The 15,203-nt window shown below is 69.7% G+C and carries 13 protein-coding genes; 10 read left to right on the forward strand and 3 right to left on the reverse strand.

Annotated elements, in window-relative coordinates:
- Positions 1 to 203 precede the first annotated feature (203 nt).
- The 8 genes from BUE42_RS20075 to BUE42_RS20110 all read left to right on the forward strand — a co-directional run bounded on the left by BUE42_RS20075 (position 204) and on the right by BUE42_RS20110 (position 9,593).
- Complete coding sequence (locus tag BUE42_RS20075; protein ID WP_235002479.1) at positions 204 to 1,481, forward strand: ABC transporter substrate-binding protein; 1,278 nt, start codon at positions 204 to 206, stop codon at positions 1,479 to 1,481.
- 156 nt (positions 1,482 to 1,637) lie between these two features.
- A complete protein-coding gene (locus BUE42_RS20080) occupies positions 1,638 to 2,537 on the forward strand; it encodes a carbohydrate ABC transporter permease (RefSeq protein ID WP_073467065.1) in 900 nt (299 codons plus the stop codon).
- Positions 2,534 to 3,382 carry a carbohydrate ABC transporter permease gene (locus tag BUE42_RS20085; protein WP_200798999.1) on the forward strand — a complete coding sequence of 283 codons (849 nt, stop codon included), beginning with the start codon at positions 2,534 to 2,536 and terminating at the stop codon, positions 3,380 to 3,382. The genes BUE42_RS20080 and BUE42_RS20085 overlap by 4 nt, the downstream gene beginning before the upstream one ends.
- 23 nt (positions 3,383 to 3,405) lie before the next feature.
- Positions 3,406 to 5,019 carry an alpha-glucosidase gene (locus tag BUE42_RS20090; RefSeq protein WP_073467116.1) on the forward strand — a complete coding sequence of 538 codons (1,614 nt, stop codon included), beginning with the start codon at positions 3,406 to 3,408 and terminating at the stop codon, positions 5,017 to 5,019.
- Positions 5,020 to 5,034: 15 nt separating this feature from the next.
- Positions 5,035 to 6,147 (forward strand): ABC transporter ATP-binding protein, encoded by a 1,113-nt coding sequence (locus BUE42_RS20095; protein WP_073467066.1) that lies wholly within the window; start codon positions 5,035 to 5,037, stop codon positions 6,145 to 6,147.
- A gap of 160 nt (positions 6,148 to 6,307) precedes the next feature.
- Positions 6,308 to 7,207, forward strand: a complete 900-nt coding sequence (locus BUE42_RS20100) for a ParA family protein (RefSeq protein WP_073467067.1) — start codon at positions 6,308 to 6,310, stop codon at positions 7,205 to 7,207.
- Between the two features lie 37 nt (positions 7,208 to 7,244).
- Entirely contained in the window at positions 7,245 to 8,273 is a 1,029-nt protein-coding gene (locus tag BUE42_RS20105) for a phytoene/squalene synthase family protein (RefSeq protein ID WP_073467068.1), read from the forward strand.
- Positions 8,274 to 8,303: 30 nt separating this feature from the next.
- Positions 8,304 to 9,593 (forward strand): glycoside hydrolase family 18 protein, encoded by a 1,290-nt coding sequence (locus BUE42_RS20110; RefSeq protein ID WP_083614313.1) that lies wholly within the window; start codon positions 8,304 to 8,306, stop codon positions 9,591 to 9,593.
- On the opposite strand, the gene BUE42_RS20115 is transcribed toward BUE42_RS20110, so the two are convergent.
- The 3 genes from BUE42_RS20115 to BUE42_RS20125 all read right to left on the reverse strand — a co-directional run bounded on the left by BUE42_RS20115 (position 9,580) and on the right by BUE42_RS20125 (position 14,097).
- A complete protein-coding gene (locus BUE42_RS20115) occupies positions 9,580 to 11,031 on the reverse strand; it encodes an NAD-dependent succinate-semialdehyde dehydrogenase (RefSeq protein ID WP_073467070.1) in 1,452 nt (483 codons plus the stop codon). The genes BUE42_RS20110 and BUE42_RS20115 overlap by 14 nt on opposite strands.
- A gap of 72 nt (positions 11,032 to 11,103) precedes the next feature.
- Positions 11,104 to 11,379 carry a DUF4242 domain-containing protein gene (locus BUE42_RS20120; RefSeq protein ID WP_073467117.1) on the reverse strand — a complete coding sequence of 92 codons (276 nt, stop codon included), beginning with the start codon at positions 11,377 to 11,379 and terminating at the stop codon, positions 11,104 to 11,106.
- Positions 11,380 to 11,493: 114 nt separating this feature from the next.
- On the reverse strand, positions 11,494 to 14,097 hold the full coding sequence (locus tag BUE42_RS20125; protein WP_083614315.1) for an ATP-binding protein: 2,604 nt from the start codon (positions 14,095 to 14,097) through the stop codon (positions 11,494 to 11,496).
- Between the two features lie 62 nt (positions 14,098 to 14,159).
- Between BUE42_RS20125 and cynS the strand changes: the two genes are divergently transcribed.
- Together cynS and BUE42_RS20135 are read left to right on the forward strand one after the other, a co-directional pair.
- Entirely contained in the window at positions 14,160 to 14,603 is a 444-nt protein-coding gene (gene cynS, locus BUE42_RS20130) for a cyanase (RefSeq protein ID WP_073467071.1), read from the forward strand.
- Positions 14,604 to 14,741: 138 nt separating this feature from the next.
- Positions 14,742 to 15,116 carry a hypothetical protein gene (locus BUE42_RS20135; protein ID WP_143171630.1) on the forward strand — a complete coding sequence of 125 codons (375 nt, stop codon included), beginning with the start codon at positions 14,742 to 14,744 and terminating at the stop codon, positions 15,114 to 15,116.
- The last annotated feature ends 87 nt before the right edge of the window (positions 15,117 to 15,203 follow it).

The following is a 15,203-nucleotide window of genomic DNA, read 5'->3' on the forward strand; positions in this document are numbered from 1 at the left end:
GGTGAGCGTGCGCACGGCGCGACACCTTCGTTCGGGGGATGCGTGGATTGCTGCCGTCCGCTCACCGTCGCCATGTTTCAAAGATGACAAAGCCGGCAGGGGTGTCGTTCATGGTCGACATCCTGGCCGGGCGGGTGGCCGCTGTAATGCCGCCCAGGAGCCGGACTCGATCCGGCCCGAACCACAACAGATGGAGACAAACCATGATGCAAAGACGCCTGATCCTGGCGCTGGCTGCGGCCGGCTTTTCGTTGATCGCGACGGCGGCCGCGCAGGCCGCCACGCTGAAGATCTCGTGCGGGGCTGTCGGCCAGGAGCTTGAGCTGTGCAAGAGCGCGGCCGAGGCCTGGGCCAAGAAGGCCGGCCACACCGTCGAGGTGGTCTCGACGCCGAACGATGCGAGCGAGCGGCTGGCGCTGTACCAGCAGGTGCTGGGTTCGCAGTCCGACAAGATCGACGTGTTCCAGGTCGACGTGGTGTGGCCGGGCATCCTCGGTTCGCACTTCCTGGACCTGAAGCCGTACACCAAGGGCGTCGAGAAGACGCACTTCCCGTCGATGGTGGCCAACGGCAGCGTGCAGGGCAAGCTGGTCGCGATGCCGTGGTTCATCGACGCCGGGCTGCTGTACTACCGCAAGGACCTGCTCGAGAAGCACGGTCTGAAGGTGCCGCTCACGTGGGAGCAGCTGACGGACACCGCGCAGAAGATCCAGTCGGCCGAGCGCGCGGCGGGCAACGACAAGATGTGGGGCTACGTGTGGCAGGGCCGGGCCTACGAGGGCCTGACCTGCAATGCGCTGGAGTGGGTGTCGAGCTACGGCGGCGGCACGATCGTCGATGCGGCGGGCAAGGTGTCGGTGAAGAACCCGGCGACCGCGAAGGCGCTGGCGATGGCAGCCTCATGGGTCGGCACGATCTCGCCGACGGCCGTGCTGAACTATGCCGAGGAAGAATCGCGCGGCGTGTTCCAGGCTGGCAACGCGGTCTTCATGCGCAACTGGCCGTACGCCTGGTCGCTGGCGCAGCGTGACGACAGCCCGATCAAGAACAAGGTCGGCGTGGCCGTGCTGCCGAAGGGTGGTGATGCGGGTTCGAACGCGGCAGCGCTGGGCGGCCAGCAACTGGCGGTGTCGAAGTACTCGAAGAACGCGGCGTTGGCGGCCGACCTGGTGATGTACATGACGAGCGCCGAGGTGCAGAAGGAGCGGGCGCTGAAGGGTTCGTTCAACCCGACGGTGTCGACGCTGTACCAGGACAAGGACGTGGTCGCCGCGAACCCGTTCATGAGCCAGTTGGCCGGCACGTTCGCGAGTGCGGTGCCGCGGCCGGCCACTGTGACGGCTTCGCGCTACAACCAGGTGAGCAACGAGTTCTGGAATGCGGCGCACGAGGTGCTGTCGCGCAGTGCCAAGCCTGAGGAGGCGGTTGCGAAGCTCGATCAGCGCCTGAATCAGATCGGGCGCGGGGGGCGGTGGAACTGAATACTCTCCATCGACCTTCGGTCCCCACTTCCCTCCGTTCGCCCTGAGCAGGGCTGAGCCTGTCGAAGCCCGTCCGTCGAAGGGTGGGTGCCGCGCGCAAAGGCCTTCGACAAGCTCAGTCCGAACGGTGATTCTCGGCGTGAAGGAAACACTGATATGTCAGGCCTGACAAGACAACGCGTGCGCTGGGCCTGGTGGATGCTCACCCCGATGCTGGTCGTGCTGCTGGCCGTCGCCGGCTGGCCGCTCGCCCGCACCTTGTGGTTCAGCCTCACCGATGCGTCGCTCGCCCACCTCGACGAATGGAAATTCATCGGGCTCGAGAACTACGGCGGTGAATACGGCGTGCTGCGCGATCCCGACTGGTGGCGGGCCGTCGGCGTCACCGGCGCGTTCGCATTGCTGTCGGTCACGCTCGAGACCGTGCTCGGCCTCGGCGTCGCGCTGGTCGTCAACCAGCCGTCGCGGCTGCGCACGCTGCTGCGCGCCGCGATGCTGGTGCCGTGGGCCATTCCCACCGTCGTGTCGGCGCGCATCTGGAGCTGGATGCTGCACGACCAGTTCGGCGTCGTGAACCACTACCTGCTGGCGTTCGGCCTCATCGCCGCGCCGCTCGCCTGGACGGCCGACCCCACGCTCTCGCTCTTCACCGTCGTGATGGTCGACGTCTGGAAGACCACGCCGTTCATGGCGCTGCTGATCCTCGCCGCGCTGCAGATGGTGCCGCTCGATTGCTACGAGGCCGCCAAGGTCGACGGCGTGCCGACCTGGCGCGTGTTCACCCGCATCACGCTGCCGCTGATCGTGCCCGGCGTCGCGGTCGCCGTCGTGTTTCGCACCCTCGACGCATTGCGCGTGTTCGACGTGATCTACGTGATGACCTCCAACAGCCGCGCCACCAAGAGCATGTCGATCTACGTGCGCGAACAGCTCATCGATTTCCAGCAGGTCGGCTTCGGCTCGGCGTCGGCCACGGTGCTGTTCTTCATGATCGCGCTCGTCACCATCGTGTACCTCGGCGCCACGCGCCGCGGCGTCGAGGAGGCTTCGTCATGAACGGCCCCAGCATCCACAAGCGCACGCCGGCGATGTCGGCGCTGTACTACGCCTCGGCCGCTCTGCTGCTGTTCGTCTCGCTGTTCCCGCTGCTGTACGCGGTGTCCACCTCGCTGAAGCAGGGCACCGCGCTGTTCTCGCCCGAGCTGTGGCCGGCGCACGCGACCCTCGTCAACTACGCCAGCCTGTTCCGCGACCAGCCGTTCGCCCGCAACCTGCTGAACTCGGCCTTCGTCGCCGGTGGCGTCGTCGCGCTGTCGCTTGCGTTGAGCCTGCCGGCCGCGTGGGCGCTGTCGCGCGTCAGCTTCCGTGGGCGCGGCACGCTGATGCTGACCGTGCTGTCGGCGTCGATGTTTCCGCAGGTCGCGGTGCTGTCGGGCATGTTCGAGCTGGTGCAGGCGTTCGGCCTCTACGACCACCTCGGCGCGTTGCTGCTCGCCGACCTCGTCATCACGCTGCCGTTCACCGTGTGGGTGCTCGTCACCTTCATGCGCCAGCTGCCGAAAGAGATCGAAGAGGCCGCGATGATGGACGGCCTCGGCGTCTTCACGCTGATCTTCCGCATCTTCATGCCGCTGCTGTGGCCGGCGATGGTGGCCACCGGGCTGCTTGCCTTCATCGCCGCGTGGAACGAGTTCCTGTTCGCGCTGACCTTCACGATCAGCACCGAGCAGCGCACCGTGCCGGTCGCGATCGCGCTGGTCAGCGCCGGCAACGGCTACGAGGCGCCGTGGGGGGCCATCATGGCGGCTTCGGTGATCGTCACCTTGCCACTCATCGGGCTGGTGGTCTATTTTCAACGGCAGATCGTCGCCGGCCTGACCGCCGGTTCCGTCAAAGGCTGATTCCCTTTTTGAACGACACGACCATGACAACTCCATCCGACTGGTGGGCCGGCGCCTGCATCTACCAGGTCTACCCGCGCAGCTTCCAGGACAGCAACGGCGACGGCGTCGGCGACCTCGCCGGCATCACGCAGCGGCTCGACCACATCGCGTCGCTCGGCGCCGACGCGATCTGGATCTCGCCGTTCTTCCGCTCGCCGATGCGCGACTTCGGCTACGACGTCACCGACTACTGCGATGTCGACCCGATGTTCGGCACGCTGGCCGATTTCGATGCGCTCGTCGCCCGCGCGCATGCGCTGAAGATCAGGATCCTGATCGACCTCGTGATCAGCCACACCTCGAAGGACCACCCGTGGTTCGTCGAGAGCCGCGCGAGCCGCCACAACCCGAAGGCCGACTGGTATGTGTGGGTCGATCCGCAACCCGACGGCTCGCCGCCGAACAACTGGCTGTCGCTGTTCGGCGGCAGCGCCTGGCAGTGGGAGACGAAGCGGCAGCAGTACTTCATGCACAACTTCCTGGCCTCGCAGCCGGACCTGAACTTCCACCACCCCCAGGTGCAGGACGCGGTGCTCGACGCCGCGAAGTTCTGGCTCGAGCGCGGCGTCGACGGCTTCCGGCTCGACACCGTCAACTTCTACTTCCACGACCAGCAGCTGCGCTCGAACCCGCCGCAGCCGGCCGGGCAGTTCGCGGTCGGCGTGCCGCGCGCCAACCCGTATGCGCGGCAAAGCCACCTGTTCGACAAGACGCAGCCGGAGAACCTGGCCTTCCTGCAGCGCTTCCGCGCGCTGTGCGATCGCTACCCGGGCATCACCACCATCGGCGAGATCGGCGACGACAACGAGTACGCCACGCTGCGCGCCTACACCACCGGCGCGCGGCTGCACATGGCCTACACCTTCAACCTGATGACCGAGCGGCATGAGCCGCGCTACGTGCATTCGGTGCTGGCCGAGATGCTGGCCGAGGCCGGCGACGCCTGGGTGTGCTGGGCGCTGAACAACCACGACGTGGTGCGCGTCGTCACGCGCTGGGCGGGGCTCGGCCCGGCCGAACGCGTTGCGCCGCTGCTGGTCGGGCTGCTCGGCTCGCTGCGCGGGTCGATCTGCCTGTACCAGGGCGAGGAGCTGGGGCTGGCCGAGGCGGTGATCCCGTACGAGCAGATCCAGGACCCGTACGGCAAGGAGATGTGGCCGGAGTTCGTCGGCCGCGACGGCTGCCGCACACCGATGCCATGGTCGGCCGCGGCGCCGAACGCAGGCTTCACGACCGGTGCGCCGTGGCTGCCGGTGCCGGACGGCCAGCGCCAGCGCGCGGTCGATGCGCAAGCGCCGCAGCCGGTGTCGGTGCTGAACCGCTACCGGGCGTTCCTGAACTGGCGCGCGACGCAGCCGGCGCTGCGCCAGGGCGCGATGGCGCTACTGCCGGCGCATGACCAGGTGGTCGCGTTCACGCGCGGGGAGGGTGCGGGTCAGCTGCTGTGCGCCTTCAACCTGTCGGACCGCCCGGCGCGTTTGGCGCATGGGCTGGCCGTCGCGTGGCAGGCGGTCGACGGCCACGGTTTCGGCGGCCGCATCGACGGCGCCGAGATCGTGCTGGAGCCGCAAGAGGCGGTGTTCGCGCAGCAATGATGTGAAGGAATCCCCATGTCCCAGATCCAACTCCGCAAGGTCCGCAAGAGCTTCGCCAACGTCGCGATCCTCAACGACGTCGACCTGACGATCGCCCCCGGCGAGTTCTGCGTCTTCATCGGCCCGTCGGGCTGCGGCAAGTCGACGCTGCTGCGCCTGATCGCCGGCCTCGACGACGTGAGCGGCGGCGAGATCGTGATCGACGGCCAGGTCGTCAACGAGCTGCCCCCCGCGCAGCGCAATGTCGCGATGGTGTTCCAGAGCTATGCGCTGTACCCGCACATGTCGGTGCACGAGAACATGGCCTTCGGGCTGCGCCACCACAAGCTGCCCGAGCCCGAGATCGAGCGCCGCGTGGCCGAGGCCGCCGCGATGCTGAAGCTCGAGGCGCTGCTCGAACGCAAGCCGCGCCAGCTCTCCGGCGGCCAGCGCCAGCGCGTCGCGATCGGCCGCGCGATCGTGCGCCAGCCGAAGGTGTTCCTGTTCGACGAGCCGCTGTCCAACCTCGATGCGGCGCTGCGCATCAACACCCGCGTCGAGATCGCGCGACTGCACCGCAAGCTCGGCAACGTCAGCATGGTCTACGTGACGCACGACCAGGTCGAGGCGATGACGCTGGCCGACAAGATCGTGCTGCTGCGCCCCGACGCCGCGGCCAAGGGCCTGCTGAGCGTCGCGCAGATCGGCAGGCCGCTCGACCTGTACCACCGGCCGCAGAACCGCTTCGTCGCCGGCTTCATCGGCTCGCCGTCGATGAACTTCCTGCCGGCCGTCGCCGTCTCGGGCGATGCCGCCCGGCTCGGCTGGCGATTGCCGAGCGGCCTGGCCGGCAGCGCGGCGGTCGATGGGTCGCGCGTCGCCGCGGGCAGCGATCTGACGCTCGGCGTGCGCCCGGAGCACGTGCAGCTCGGCCAGGGGGAGGGCCGCGGCCAGATCACCCACCTGGAGCACCTCGGCGAATTCAGTTACGCCTACGTGACCTGGCATGACGCTGAGCCACCGCTGCTCGCGAAGGTGACCGACGAGTCACTGAAGCTCGGCGACACCGTCAGCTTCGAGCTGCCGGCGACGCAACTGCATGCCTTCGTGCCGGATGGCGAGGCGTTGGCCCGCACGGCCGTGCATTGAACCGTCCATTGAAAACGGCTGGCACCGGTTTCAGCGCGGCCGCAACGCCGCGGGTATCCAAACGTGAACAGGGTGAAAGGTGGCTTGTACGCCGCCCGGCGCAAGCGCTTCGGTGATGTAATCGGGGGCCGTTCTGGCAGGACTCCGGGTTTCATCGTCCATGCGTGTGGTAGCCGTCATCAATCGCAAGGGAGGCAGTGGCAAGAGCACACTGGCGACCCACCTTGCCGGCTATTGCGCGCGCCAGGGGATGAAGGTGATGCTCGGCGACGTCGATCGGCAGCAATCGTCGCTCGCATGGCTGAAGCGCCGCGCCGAGCAGCCGGTGGCGCAGGGCGCGCCGGTGGTCGGATGGGCCGTCGACCCGCGCAGCGTGCTGCGCCCCCCGTCCGGCATCAGCCACGTCGTGATCGACACCCCTGGTGGTCTGCGCGACAGCGAACTCGCCCGTGTGGTGATGTATGCCGACATGATCGTGATGCCGGTGTGCCATTCGCTCTTCGACCGCGAATCCGCGGCCGCCTGCTACGAAGAACTTCACACGCTGCCGCGCGTGGCCAGCGGCCGCTGCAAGGTCGCGATGGTCGGCATGCGGCTCGATGCGCGCACCAAGGCCGCCGAGACGATGGCCGAGTGGGCGGCGCAATCGAAATTTCCGTACCTCGGCGCGTTGCGCGAGACCCAGGCCTATGTGCGCTGCGTCGAGCAGGGCGCGACGCTGTTCGACCTGCCGCCCGCCAAGGTCGAGGCCGACCTGATGCAGTGGCAGCCGATCCTCGCGTGGGTCGAGAAGGCCTGGCAGGAAGCGGCGAAGGCCGATGTGGTGGCCCGCGCCGCGGCGCGCATGACGGTGCCGACCAGCGCGGCGCCGGCCGCTGCACCGGTTGTTGCGCCGCGTGCCGCCCCGGCGCGCGCGGGCACCGCCGCGACGCGCGGCGTGCAGACCGCCGACCCGTTCGGCAACCGGCCGACCAGCCCGCTGATCAAGGTGTCGTCCGGCGAGCGCGGCATCGCCGGCCGCATCGGGCGGTTGTTCGGGGTGTTCAAGTCCTCGGGTTGAGCCGGTGCACGCCGCATTGCGGCTACATTGCCAGCCCATGCCCGTTCCTGCCGACACGCTGCTCGGCGCGCTGCTGAAGCGCGTCTCCCGATCGTTCTACCTGAGCCTGCGCATGCTGCCGCCGGGCCTGCGCGCGCCGGTCAGCCTGGCCTACCTGCTCGCGCGCGCGGCCGACACCATCGCCGACACCCCCGGCCGCCCGGCGCCGCAACGGCTCGCGCAGTTGCAGTCGTGGCGTGAGCAGGTGGCCGGCACGCGGCCTGCGCAACCCATCGACGCCGGCAACCCGACCGATGCCGGCGAGGCCGCGCTGATGACCGCGCTGCCCGAGGCCCTCGACCTGCTGCGCCAGCAGGCGCCCGTCGACACCGCCGACATCCGCCGCGTCGTGACGACGCTGACCGACGGCATGTGCTTCGACCTGCAGCACTTCGAGCACGGCCGCGCCGGCGCGCCGGTACCGCTGCAGACCCGCGCCGAGCTCGACCGCTACACCTACATGGTGGCCGGCTGCGTCGGCGAGTTCTGGACCGACATCGCGATGCGCCACCGGCCCGAGCTGCAGGCCTGGCCGCGCGACGCGATGGTCGCGAAAGGCATCGCCTACGGCCAGGCATTGCAGCTGACGAACGTGTTGCGCGACGCCGCCGAAGACCTCGCCAACGGCCGCTGCTACCTGCCCGCCGAGCTGCTCGCGCAGCGGGGCCTGACAGTCGCCGACCTGTCCGATCCGTCGCGCCGCGCGGCCGCCCGGCCGCTGCTGGTCGAGCTGAGCGCGCAGGCGCTGGCCGGCTACCGCGACGGCGCCGACTACGTGCTGCGCATTCCCGCCGGCAGCCTGCGCCTGCGGCTCGCGTCGCTGTGGCCGCTGATGCTCGGGCTCGCGTCGCTCGAACTGCTGCTCACTTCGCCGGGCTGGCTCGAGCCGTCGCGGCGCGTCAAGGTCACGCGCGGCGCGGTCTACCGGATGCTGCTGCGCTCGGTGCCGACCGCGCTGTCGACCGCCGCGCTGCGGCGCTGGATCGATGCGGCGCTCGCGCGCACCGACGCGGCGTGCCGTGCCTGACTTCTTCCACCCCACTCGACGAGACTGACGATGACCCGATCGCGATGGATGATGGCCCTGGCCGCAACGCTGACCCTGATGGCCAGCGCCGCGCCGGCCGCCGAGCCGGTGCCGCCCTTCACCGGGCAGCACCACCCGTTCACGCCGACCAGCGGCAAGGTCGTCGGCGTCTACGTGCCGAACTGGCAGCCGCAAGACCTGCTCGACCGCGTGCCCGCCGGCAACCTGACGCACCTGCTCTACGCCTTCCTGCACCTGTGCGGCCCGGGCCAGCTGCCGCAGGATGCGGCGGCCTGCGAAGGCAAGGCCGATTTCCAGCTCGCCACCTCGAAACGCGACGATGAATTCGACGCCGTCTTCGCCCGCTTCAAGCAGCGAGCGCCGCGGACCAAGGTGCTGGCATCGGTCGGCGGCTGGGGCGGCTCGGACCCGTTCTTCCACCTCGCGAACGACCCGGCGCGGCGCGCGGTGTTCACCGCCTCCGTCGCGCAGTTCCTGCAGACGCACCCGGCCTTCGACGGCATCGACATCGACTGGGAGCACCCCACGTCGAACGGCAGCGCCAACGGTGTCGCGCTCGGCACGCCGGCCGACGGGCAGGGGTACGCCGAGTTGATGGTCGACTTGCGCCACGCGCTCGACGGCCTGGCCGCGCAGACCGGCCGGCGCTACCTGCTGACCGCCGCGGTCAACACCACCGAATCACTCGCGACCAAGGTGAACCACGCCGCCGCGGCCAAGGTGATGGACCTCGTCTTCATGATGACCTACGACTTCGCCGGCGGCTGGACGCCGCTGGCCGGCCACCACACGCCGCTCGCGAGCCCGACGCCCGACTCGAACGACAGCCTCGAAGGCGCGGTGCGGGTGATGACGAAGGCCGGCGTGCCGGCGAACAAGCTGGTGGCCGGCGTCGCGATGTACGGCCGTGGCTTCGCCGGCGTGAAGGGGCCGGGGCCGAACGGCTTCAACGGCGTGCCGCGCACCGGCGTGTTCCCCGGCAAGGAGGGTGACATCACCTACCGCGAACTGGCCGACGGCTGGCTCGGACCGAAGGGAGTCGGCACGCAGGGCTGGAAAGCGGTGTACGACCGCAAGACGCAGTCGTACACGCTGTGGAATGCAAGCACGCAGCAGATGATCGGCTACGACGACCCGCGCAGCGTGCGGCGCAAGGGCCGCTTCGCGGTCGCGCACGGGCTGGCGGGCGTCTTCGCGTGGGAGCTGTCACAGGACAACGGCGACATCCTGAACGCGATGAACCTCGGGGTCGGGCAGACCCCGGGTCCTGCTCAGGTCAAGCCGATCAGACAGCCATGATCGACACGCTCTTCGTGACCAGGTAGGCCTCCATCGCCTCCGGGCCGCCTTCGGTGCCGTAGCCCGAATCCTTCACGCCGCCGAACGGCATCTCGGCCACCGGTGCGGCGGGCTGGTTGATCCACAGCATGCCGAGTTCCAGGCGCTGCGCCAGCTGGTGCGCGTTCTTGATCGAGCGGGTGAAGGCGTAGCCGGCCAGGCCGAACGGCAGGCGGTTGGCTTCGGTGATGGCCTCGTCGAGCGTCTCGAAGGTGCGGATCGCGGCCACCGGGCCGAAGGGTTCGTTGTTGAACACGTCGGCATCGAGCGGCACGTCGACCAGCACGGTCGGTGCGAAGAAGTTGCCGCTGCTGCCGACGCGCTCGCCGCCGGTCGCGACGGTGGCGCCGCGCTTGCGGGCGTCGTCGACCACCTTGGCCATCGCGCCCAGCCGGCGCGCATTGGCCAGCGGGCCGAGCGTGGTGCCTTCGGCCAGGCCGTCGCCGAGCTTGAGCTTCTCGGCGTGCTGCACCAGCGCCTGCGCGAACGCATCCTTCAGGCTGCTGTGCACCAGGAAGCGGGTCGGCGAGATGCAGACCTGGCCTGCATTGCGGAACTTCGCGCCGCCGGCGGCCTTGACCGCGAGCGCGACATCGGCGTCGTCGGCGACGATCACCGGCGCGTGGCCGCCCAGCTCCATCGTGACGCGCTTCATGTGACGGCCGGCCAGTGCAGCCAGCTCCTTGCCGATCGGTGTCGAGCCGGTGAAGGTGACCTTGCGGATGACGGCGTGCGGGATCAGGTAGGCCGAGATCTCGGCCGGGTTGCCGAACACCAGGCCAAGCACGCCGGCCGGGATGCCGGCGTCGACGAAGGTGGCCAGCAGCGCCGCCGGCGAGGCCGGGGTTTCCTCCGGCGCCTTCACCAGGAACGAGCAGCCGCTCGCGAGCGCCGCACCGAGCTTGCGCACGATCTGGTTGATCGGGAAGTTCCACGGCGTGAAGGCGGCGACCGGGCCCACCGGCTCCTTCAGCACCAGCTGCTGCGCGTTCAGGTTGCGCGACGGCACGATGCGGCCGTAGACGCGGCGGCCCTCGTCGGCGAACCAGTCGATGATGTCGGCACCGGCCATCACCTCGACGCGCGCTTCGGCGAGCGGCTTGCCCTGCTCCTGCGTCATCAGGCGGGCGATGCCGTCGGCGCGTTCGCGCAGCAGCGTGGCGGCGCGGCGCATCAGGTTGCCGCGTTCGTGCGCCGGCGTCGCGCGCCAGGTCTCGAAACCGCGTTGCGTGGCGGCCAGCGCGCGGTCGAGGTCGGCGATCGACGCATGGGCCACCTTGCCGATCGGCGCGCCGGTGGCGGGGTTCAGCACGTCCAGCGTCTTGCCGCCGGTGGCGTCGACCCATTGGTTGTCGATCAGCAGGCGGGTGTCGGGGTAGGTGTCGAAGGTGGAGCTCATGGGGCTTTCGCGTGGTCGTTGCAGCGGAGAAGGCCGACATTGTCAGCCTTCCCCCAAGCCCTTGCTGTCCGCTCAGGGACGGTAGAAGTACGGGTCGAGCACCGACACCTCGGTGATCGCGCCGACCGGCAGGTCGGAGCGTTTCGCCGACTGGCGGATCGCTTCGGGCGACGGGCCGTCGTAGATGCAGAAGGTCTTGCTGCGGTCCGGGTTCACGTAGGAGTGGACCCAGGTGACGCCGGATTCGGCATTGCCGGCGACGACCGCGCGGCAGGCCTTGCTGCCGGTCTCGTCCATCGGGATCGAGAGGCCGGTCGGGAAGTTGCGTTCGACAAGGTAGCGGGGCATGGTGATCTCCTGGTGGCGTTCGATCGGCCCGGACATCGGACCGTGGTGCAACCTTAAGATCCATGCGCCTCGCGGCACAGGGCAGGCGCTGCCCATCTTGGGCGGCGCGCCTGCCTAGTTTGGGCGCGGATCGGCGAGCAGGCCCAGCGCTCGCGCCGCCGCGGTGGCCTCGGCGCGCGATGGCGTGCCGAGCTTCGCGAGGATCGCCTCGACGTGGTGATCGATGGTGCGCGTCGAGCGCGAAAGGCGCGCGGCGATCTCGGCATTGCGCAAGCCTTCGGCGATCAGCGCGAGGATCTGCAGCTCGCGCGCCGTCAGGCCGGCCGCGTTGCGCCGCGTCGCCGGCCGTGGGCCGCGCGGTACCGCGACGATGCCGGCCGCGCGCATGCCGGCACGCAGCTGCTCGGCCAGCGGTCGCGCGCCGAGCCGGTCGAGCAGGGCCAGCGCATCGCGTTGCGCCGCTTCGTCGCCATCGGCGAGCGCACGCGCTTCTTCGTACGGGCAACCACGTTCGCGCCACGCGGCGGCGGCCTCGCGCCAGCGCCCGGCGATTTGCAATGCATGTGGCGCGGCACAGTAGGGCGGCACGACCGCCTCGCCGCCCGCGCGCCAGCGCCAGAACGCCAGTTCGCCGATGAACCACGGGTGGCGATGGGCCGCGGCCAGCGCGAAGACGGCATCGACCTCTTGCAGCACCGTGGCCGGTTGCTGCGCATGCCAGGCGGCCTCGGCACGCGCGCAATGCACCGGCGCGAGGCGCTGCAGCGTACCGCTCTGCCGTGCCAGCGCGAGCGCTTCGTCGAGCACCTGCTGTGCGCCCGGGTCGCCGCGGCGGTTGCGCAACCGGGCCAGCGCGACCAGCGCCATCAAGCGGTTGGTGGACCCTGCTGCCTCGCGCTGAACCGCGGCGTGCGCCCGCTCGCCGGCCAGCTCCCAGCGCCCCTGGTACATGTCGCAGAGCGAGCGCCACGCCTCCATGTAGCCGGCGAGGCGATCGAGGTCGCGCTCGCGGGCAAAGGCGATGCCGTCGGCGAGAGCGCGATCGGCGGCCTCGAACTCATGCACCTCGCCCGAGGCGGTGCCGAGCATCAGCAGCGCCTCGGCGACGCCGGCCCCGCCATCGTCCAGCGTGCGCGCGATACCCAGGCTCTGCTGCAGCAGCGCGCGGCCGCGTGCGGCATCGACGAACAGCAGCGCGGCGCCGACCGTCTTCAGCGCGCCGGCCAGGATCTGCGGCAGCTCGAAGCGGCGCGCCAGCGCGATCGCCTGTTCGCCCCACGCGACGGCGTCGTCGAGGTCGCGGTTCAGCATGCGCAGGTACGACTCGGTGGCGCAGGCGAGCGCCAGCGGCGGGCCGGGCGGCAGGCGGTGAGCCAGCTCGATCGCGCGGCGGCTCGCGGCATCGGCCTCGGCGTTGCGCAACGCGCGCACCAGCGGCATCGTGTGCGCGGCCAGCGTCTCGACCAGGCGCGGCAGGTCGCCGGTCTTCTCGAACAGCGCGAGCGCGGCTTCGCGCGCCGGGATCGCGGCGGCGAGGTCGTTCAGTTCGAAGCAGTGCGTCGCATAGGTGTCGAGCAGCGTCGCGTGGTCGGTGTGGGTGAGGCGATCGGCCAGCGCGAGCGCGCTGCGGCAGTGGGCAGCAGCTTCTCGGCGCGCACCGCGCGCGGCCGCCTCGCGGGCGGCCTGCGGTGCGAGGCGCAGCACCGCATCGCTGTCGCCGGCGAGCAGCGCGTGGTGCACCAGCCGGGCCAGCGACGGCGGGGCAGCGGCCTGCTGCAAGGCCGCGAGCGAGCGTGCATGCAGCGAGCGGGCCCGCGTGGGCAGCAGCGCCTGTTCGACGGCGACACGGGCCAGCTCGTGGCGGAAGCGCAGCGTGCTGCCGTCGGCGACCAGCAGCCCGGCGAGCAGGCAGGCGTCGACGTCGGCGTCGTCGGGCGACAGCACCGCGTCGATCAACGACAGTTCGATCGCGCGCGGCACCGTGGCCGCGAGGTCCAGCACCTGCCGGGCCGAGGGCGAGAGCTGCGCGGCGCGGCCGAGCACCGCGTCGCGCACCGTCGCCGGCACGCCGCCGCCTGCATCGGCGAGCACCTGCGTGACGAAGAACGCGTTGCCACCGGTGGTGGCATGCACGCCGTGGCCATCGCGCTGCACCGCGGCCGCCATGTGCTGCACGGCCGCGGGCGAGAGGCTGGGCACCGCCAGGCGGGTCACGCCGGCGGGCGGCAGGTCGGCGAAGACCGGGCGCAGCAGCGCCATCGCGCCTTCGTCGTCGCGGTGCGTCAGCAGCATCAGCACCGCGTCGCGCGCGAGCCGGCGCCCGAGGAACTTGACGAGATCCAGCGTGGCGGCATCGGCCCAGTGGAGGTCTTCGATGACCAGCAGCACCGGGGCGGGCAGGCGGGCCAACGCGTCGCGCAGCGCCGCGAACAGCGGGCCGCGATCGGCCTGGCCCGCCAGCATCGTGCGCAGCGCCGGGCCGAGGTCGCGCGCGAGGTCGTGCACCGGGCCGAACGGCCGCGGCGTCGACAGTGCCTCGCAGGCGCCCCACAGCAGGCTGCGCGGCGCGGCGTCGCGCATGAAGCGTTCGACCAGCGCGGTCTTGCCGATGCCGGGCTCGCCGGACACCAGCACGGTGCCGCCATGCCCTGTTGCGGCGAGCGCGAACCGGGCCGCGAGCGCGGCCAGCAGGTCGTCACGTTCGAGCAGCATCGACATGGTGCGCGGCAGGCTAGCACGATCGTTGCTACGTCGGCTGCATCGTCCACAGGAGCATTGCCATGAGCCGCCTCGAAGTCACCGAGAAGATCATTGCCACCAAGGTGGCCCAGGGCCTGAAGTGGTCCGATGTGGCCGCGAAGGTCGGGCTGAGCAAGGAATGGACGACGGCCGCCTGCCTCGGCCAGATGACGCTGACGCCGCAGCAGGCCGGCGTGCTCGGCGAGATCTTCGGGCTGAGCGATGCCGAGCAGAAGTGGCTGTGCGTGGTGCCGTACAAGGGGTCGCTGCCGACCTCGCTGCCGACCGATCCGCTGATCTATCGCTTCTACGAACTGGTCAGCGTGTACGGCACGACCTTCAAGGAATTGATCCATGAAGAGTTCGGCGACGGGATCATGAGCGCGATCGATTTCAAGATGGACCTGCAGCGTGAGCCGAACCCGGCGGGGGATCGGGTCAGCATTGTGATGAGCGGGAAGTTCCTGCCGTACAAGATGTACTGAATATTGATGAAGACCGACGTCTCTCTGCGAGGCTGGAGCTTGTGCGGCAGTGCGGGCTTCGGTTAACGTGCGCGCTCCGCGACACCGGTCGCGCAAAGCAACCAACCGCGCCGACGAGCGCTGAATCGGGAGGACCCCATGAAGATCTTGACGTTGCAGTCTTTGCTCTTGAGCGCCATCGCGTCAGTGGCCTTGAATGCTTCCGCCACAGAAGCCTATCTCTCCGGAATCTACCTGCAATCGATTGGCGTGGTCCAGGCCAATGCGGTCGGTCACCAAGCCGGCAATTTCGAGATTCAGATTGCCGGCGGCTTCACGGTTCCGCCGGGCATGTCATGCGACCCGAACTACATCACCACGCTGCGCAGCGTTGACGCCGACAAGCGCCTGTTCAGCCTGCTGTCGATGGCGGTGCTGGCGCAGAAGCCTGTGACCCTGCACATCACGGACAACCCGGCCGTGACGGCGTTCAACGGGCGCTGCAGCCTGTTCGGGGCCACGCTGGGACGGTAGTCGGATCGGGCTCGACGTCAATTGAAGCGGGCTCGCATTGCCCTCTCATTCCGTACTCAATGTTGATGAGGACTGATGTCTCTCGAA

Source organism: Rhizobacter sp. OV335 (assembly GCF_900142965.1).
GTDB lineage: Bacteria > Pseudomonadota > Gammaproteobacteria > Burkholderiales > Burkholderiaceae_C > Rhizobacter.

Excerpts from the sequence above, each read along its gene's own strand:
- BUE42_RS20085 (WP_200798999.1), top strand. The coding sequence starts at position 2,534 with ATGAACGGCCCCAGCATCCACAAGCGCACGCCGGCGATGTCGGCGCTG.
- BUE42_RS20095 (WP_073467066.1), top strand. The coding sequence starts at position 5,035 with ATGTCCCAGATCCAACTCCGCAAGGTCCGCAAGAGCTTCGCCAACGTC.
- BUE42_RS20105 (WP_073467068.1), top strand. The coding sequence starts at position 7,245 with ATGCCCGTTCCTGCCGACACGCTGCTCGGCGCGCTGCTGAAGCGCGTC.
- BUE42_RS20135 (WP_143171630.1), top strand. The coding sequence starts at position 14,742 with ATGAAGATCTTGACGTTGCAGTCTTTGCTCTTGAGCGCCATCGCGTCA.
- BUE42_RS20115 (WP_073467070.1), bottom strand. The coding sequence starts at position 11,031 with ATGAGCTCCACCTTCGACACCTACCCCGACACCCGCCTGCTGATCGAC.
- BUE42_RS20125 (WP_083614315.1), bottom strand. The coding sequence starts at position 14,097 with ATGTCGATGCTGCTCGAACGTGACGACCTGCTGGCCGCGCTCGCGGCC.
- cynS (WP_073467071.1), top strand. The coding sequence starts at position 14,160 with ATGAGCCGCCTCGAAGTCACCGAGAAGATCATTGCCACCAAGGTGGCC.
- BUE42_RS20080 (WP_073467065.1), top strand. The coding sequence starts at position 1,638 with ATGTCAGGCCTGACAAGACAACGCGTGCGCTGGGCCTGGTGGATGCTC.
- BUE42_RS20090 (WP_073467116.1), top strand. The coding sequence starts at position 3,406 with ATGACAACTCCATCCGACTGGTGGGCCGGCGCCTGCATCTACCAGGTC.
- BUE42_RS20075 (WP_235002479.1), top strand. The coding sequence starts at position 204 with ATGATGCAAAGACGCCTGATCCTGGCGCTGGCTGCGGCCGGCTTTTCG.
- BUE42_RS20100 (WP_073467067.1), top strand. The coding sequence starts at position 6,308 with ATGCGTGTGGTAGCCGTCATCAATCGCAAGGGAGGCAGTGGCAAGAGC.
- BUE42_RS20120 (WP_073467117.1), bottom strand. The coding sequence starts at position 11,379 with ATGCCCCGCTACCTTGTCGAACGCAACTTCCCGACCGGCCTCTCGATC.
- BUE42_RS20110 (WP_083614313.1), top strand. The coding sequence starts at position 8,304 with ATGACCCGATCGCGATGGATGATGGCCCTGGCCGCAACGCTGACCCTG.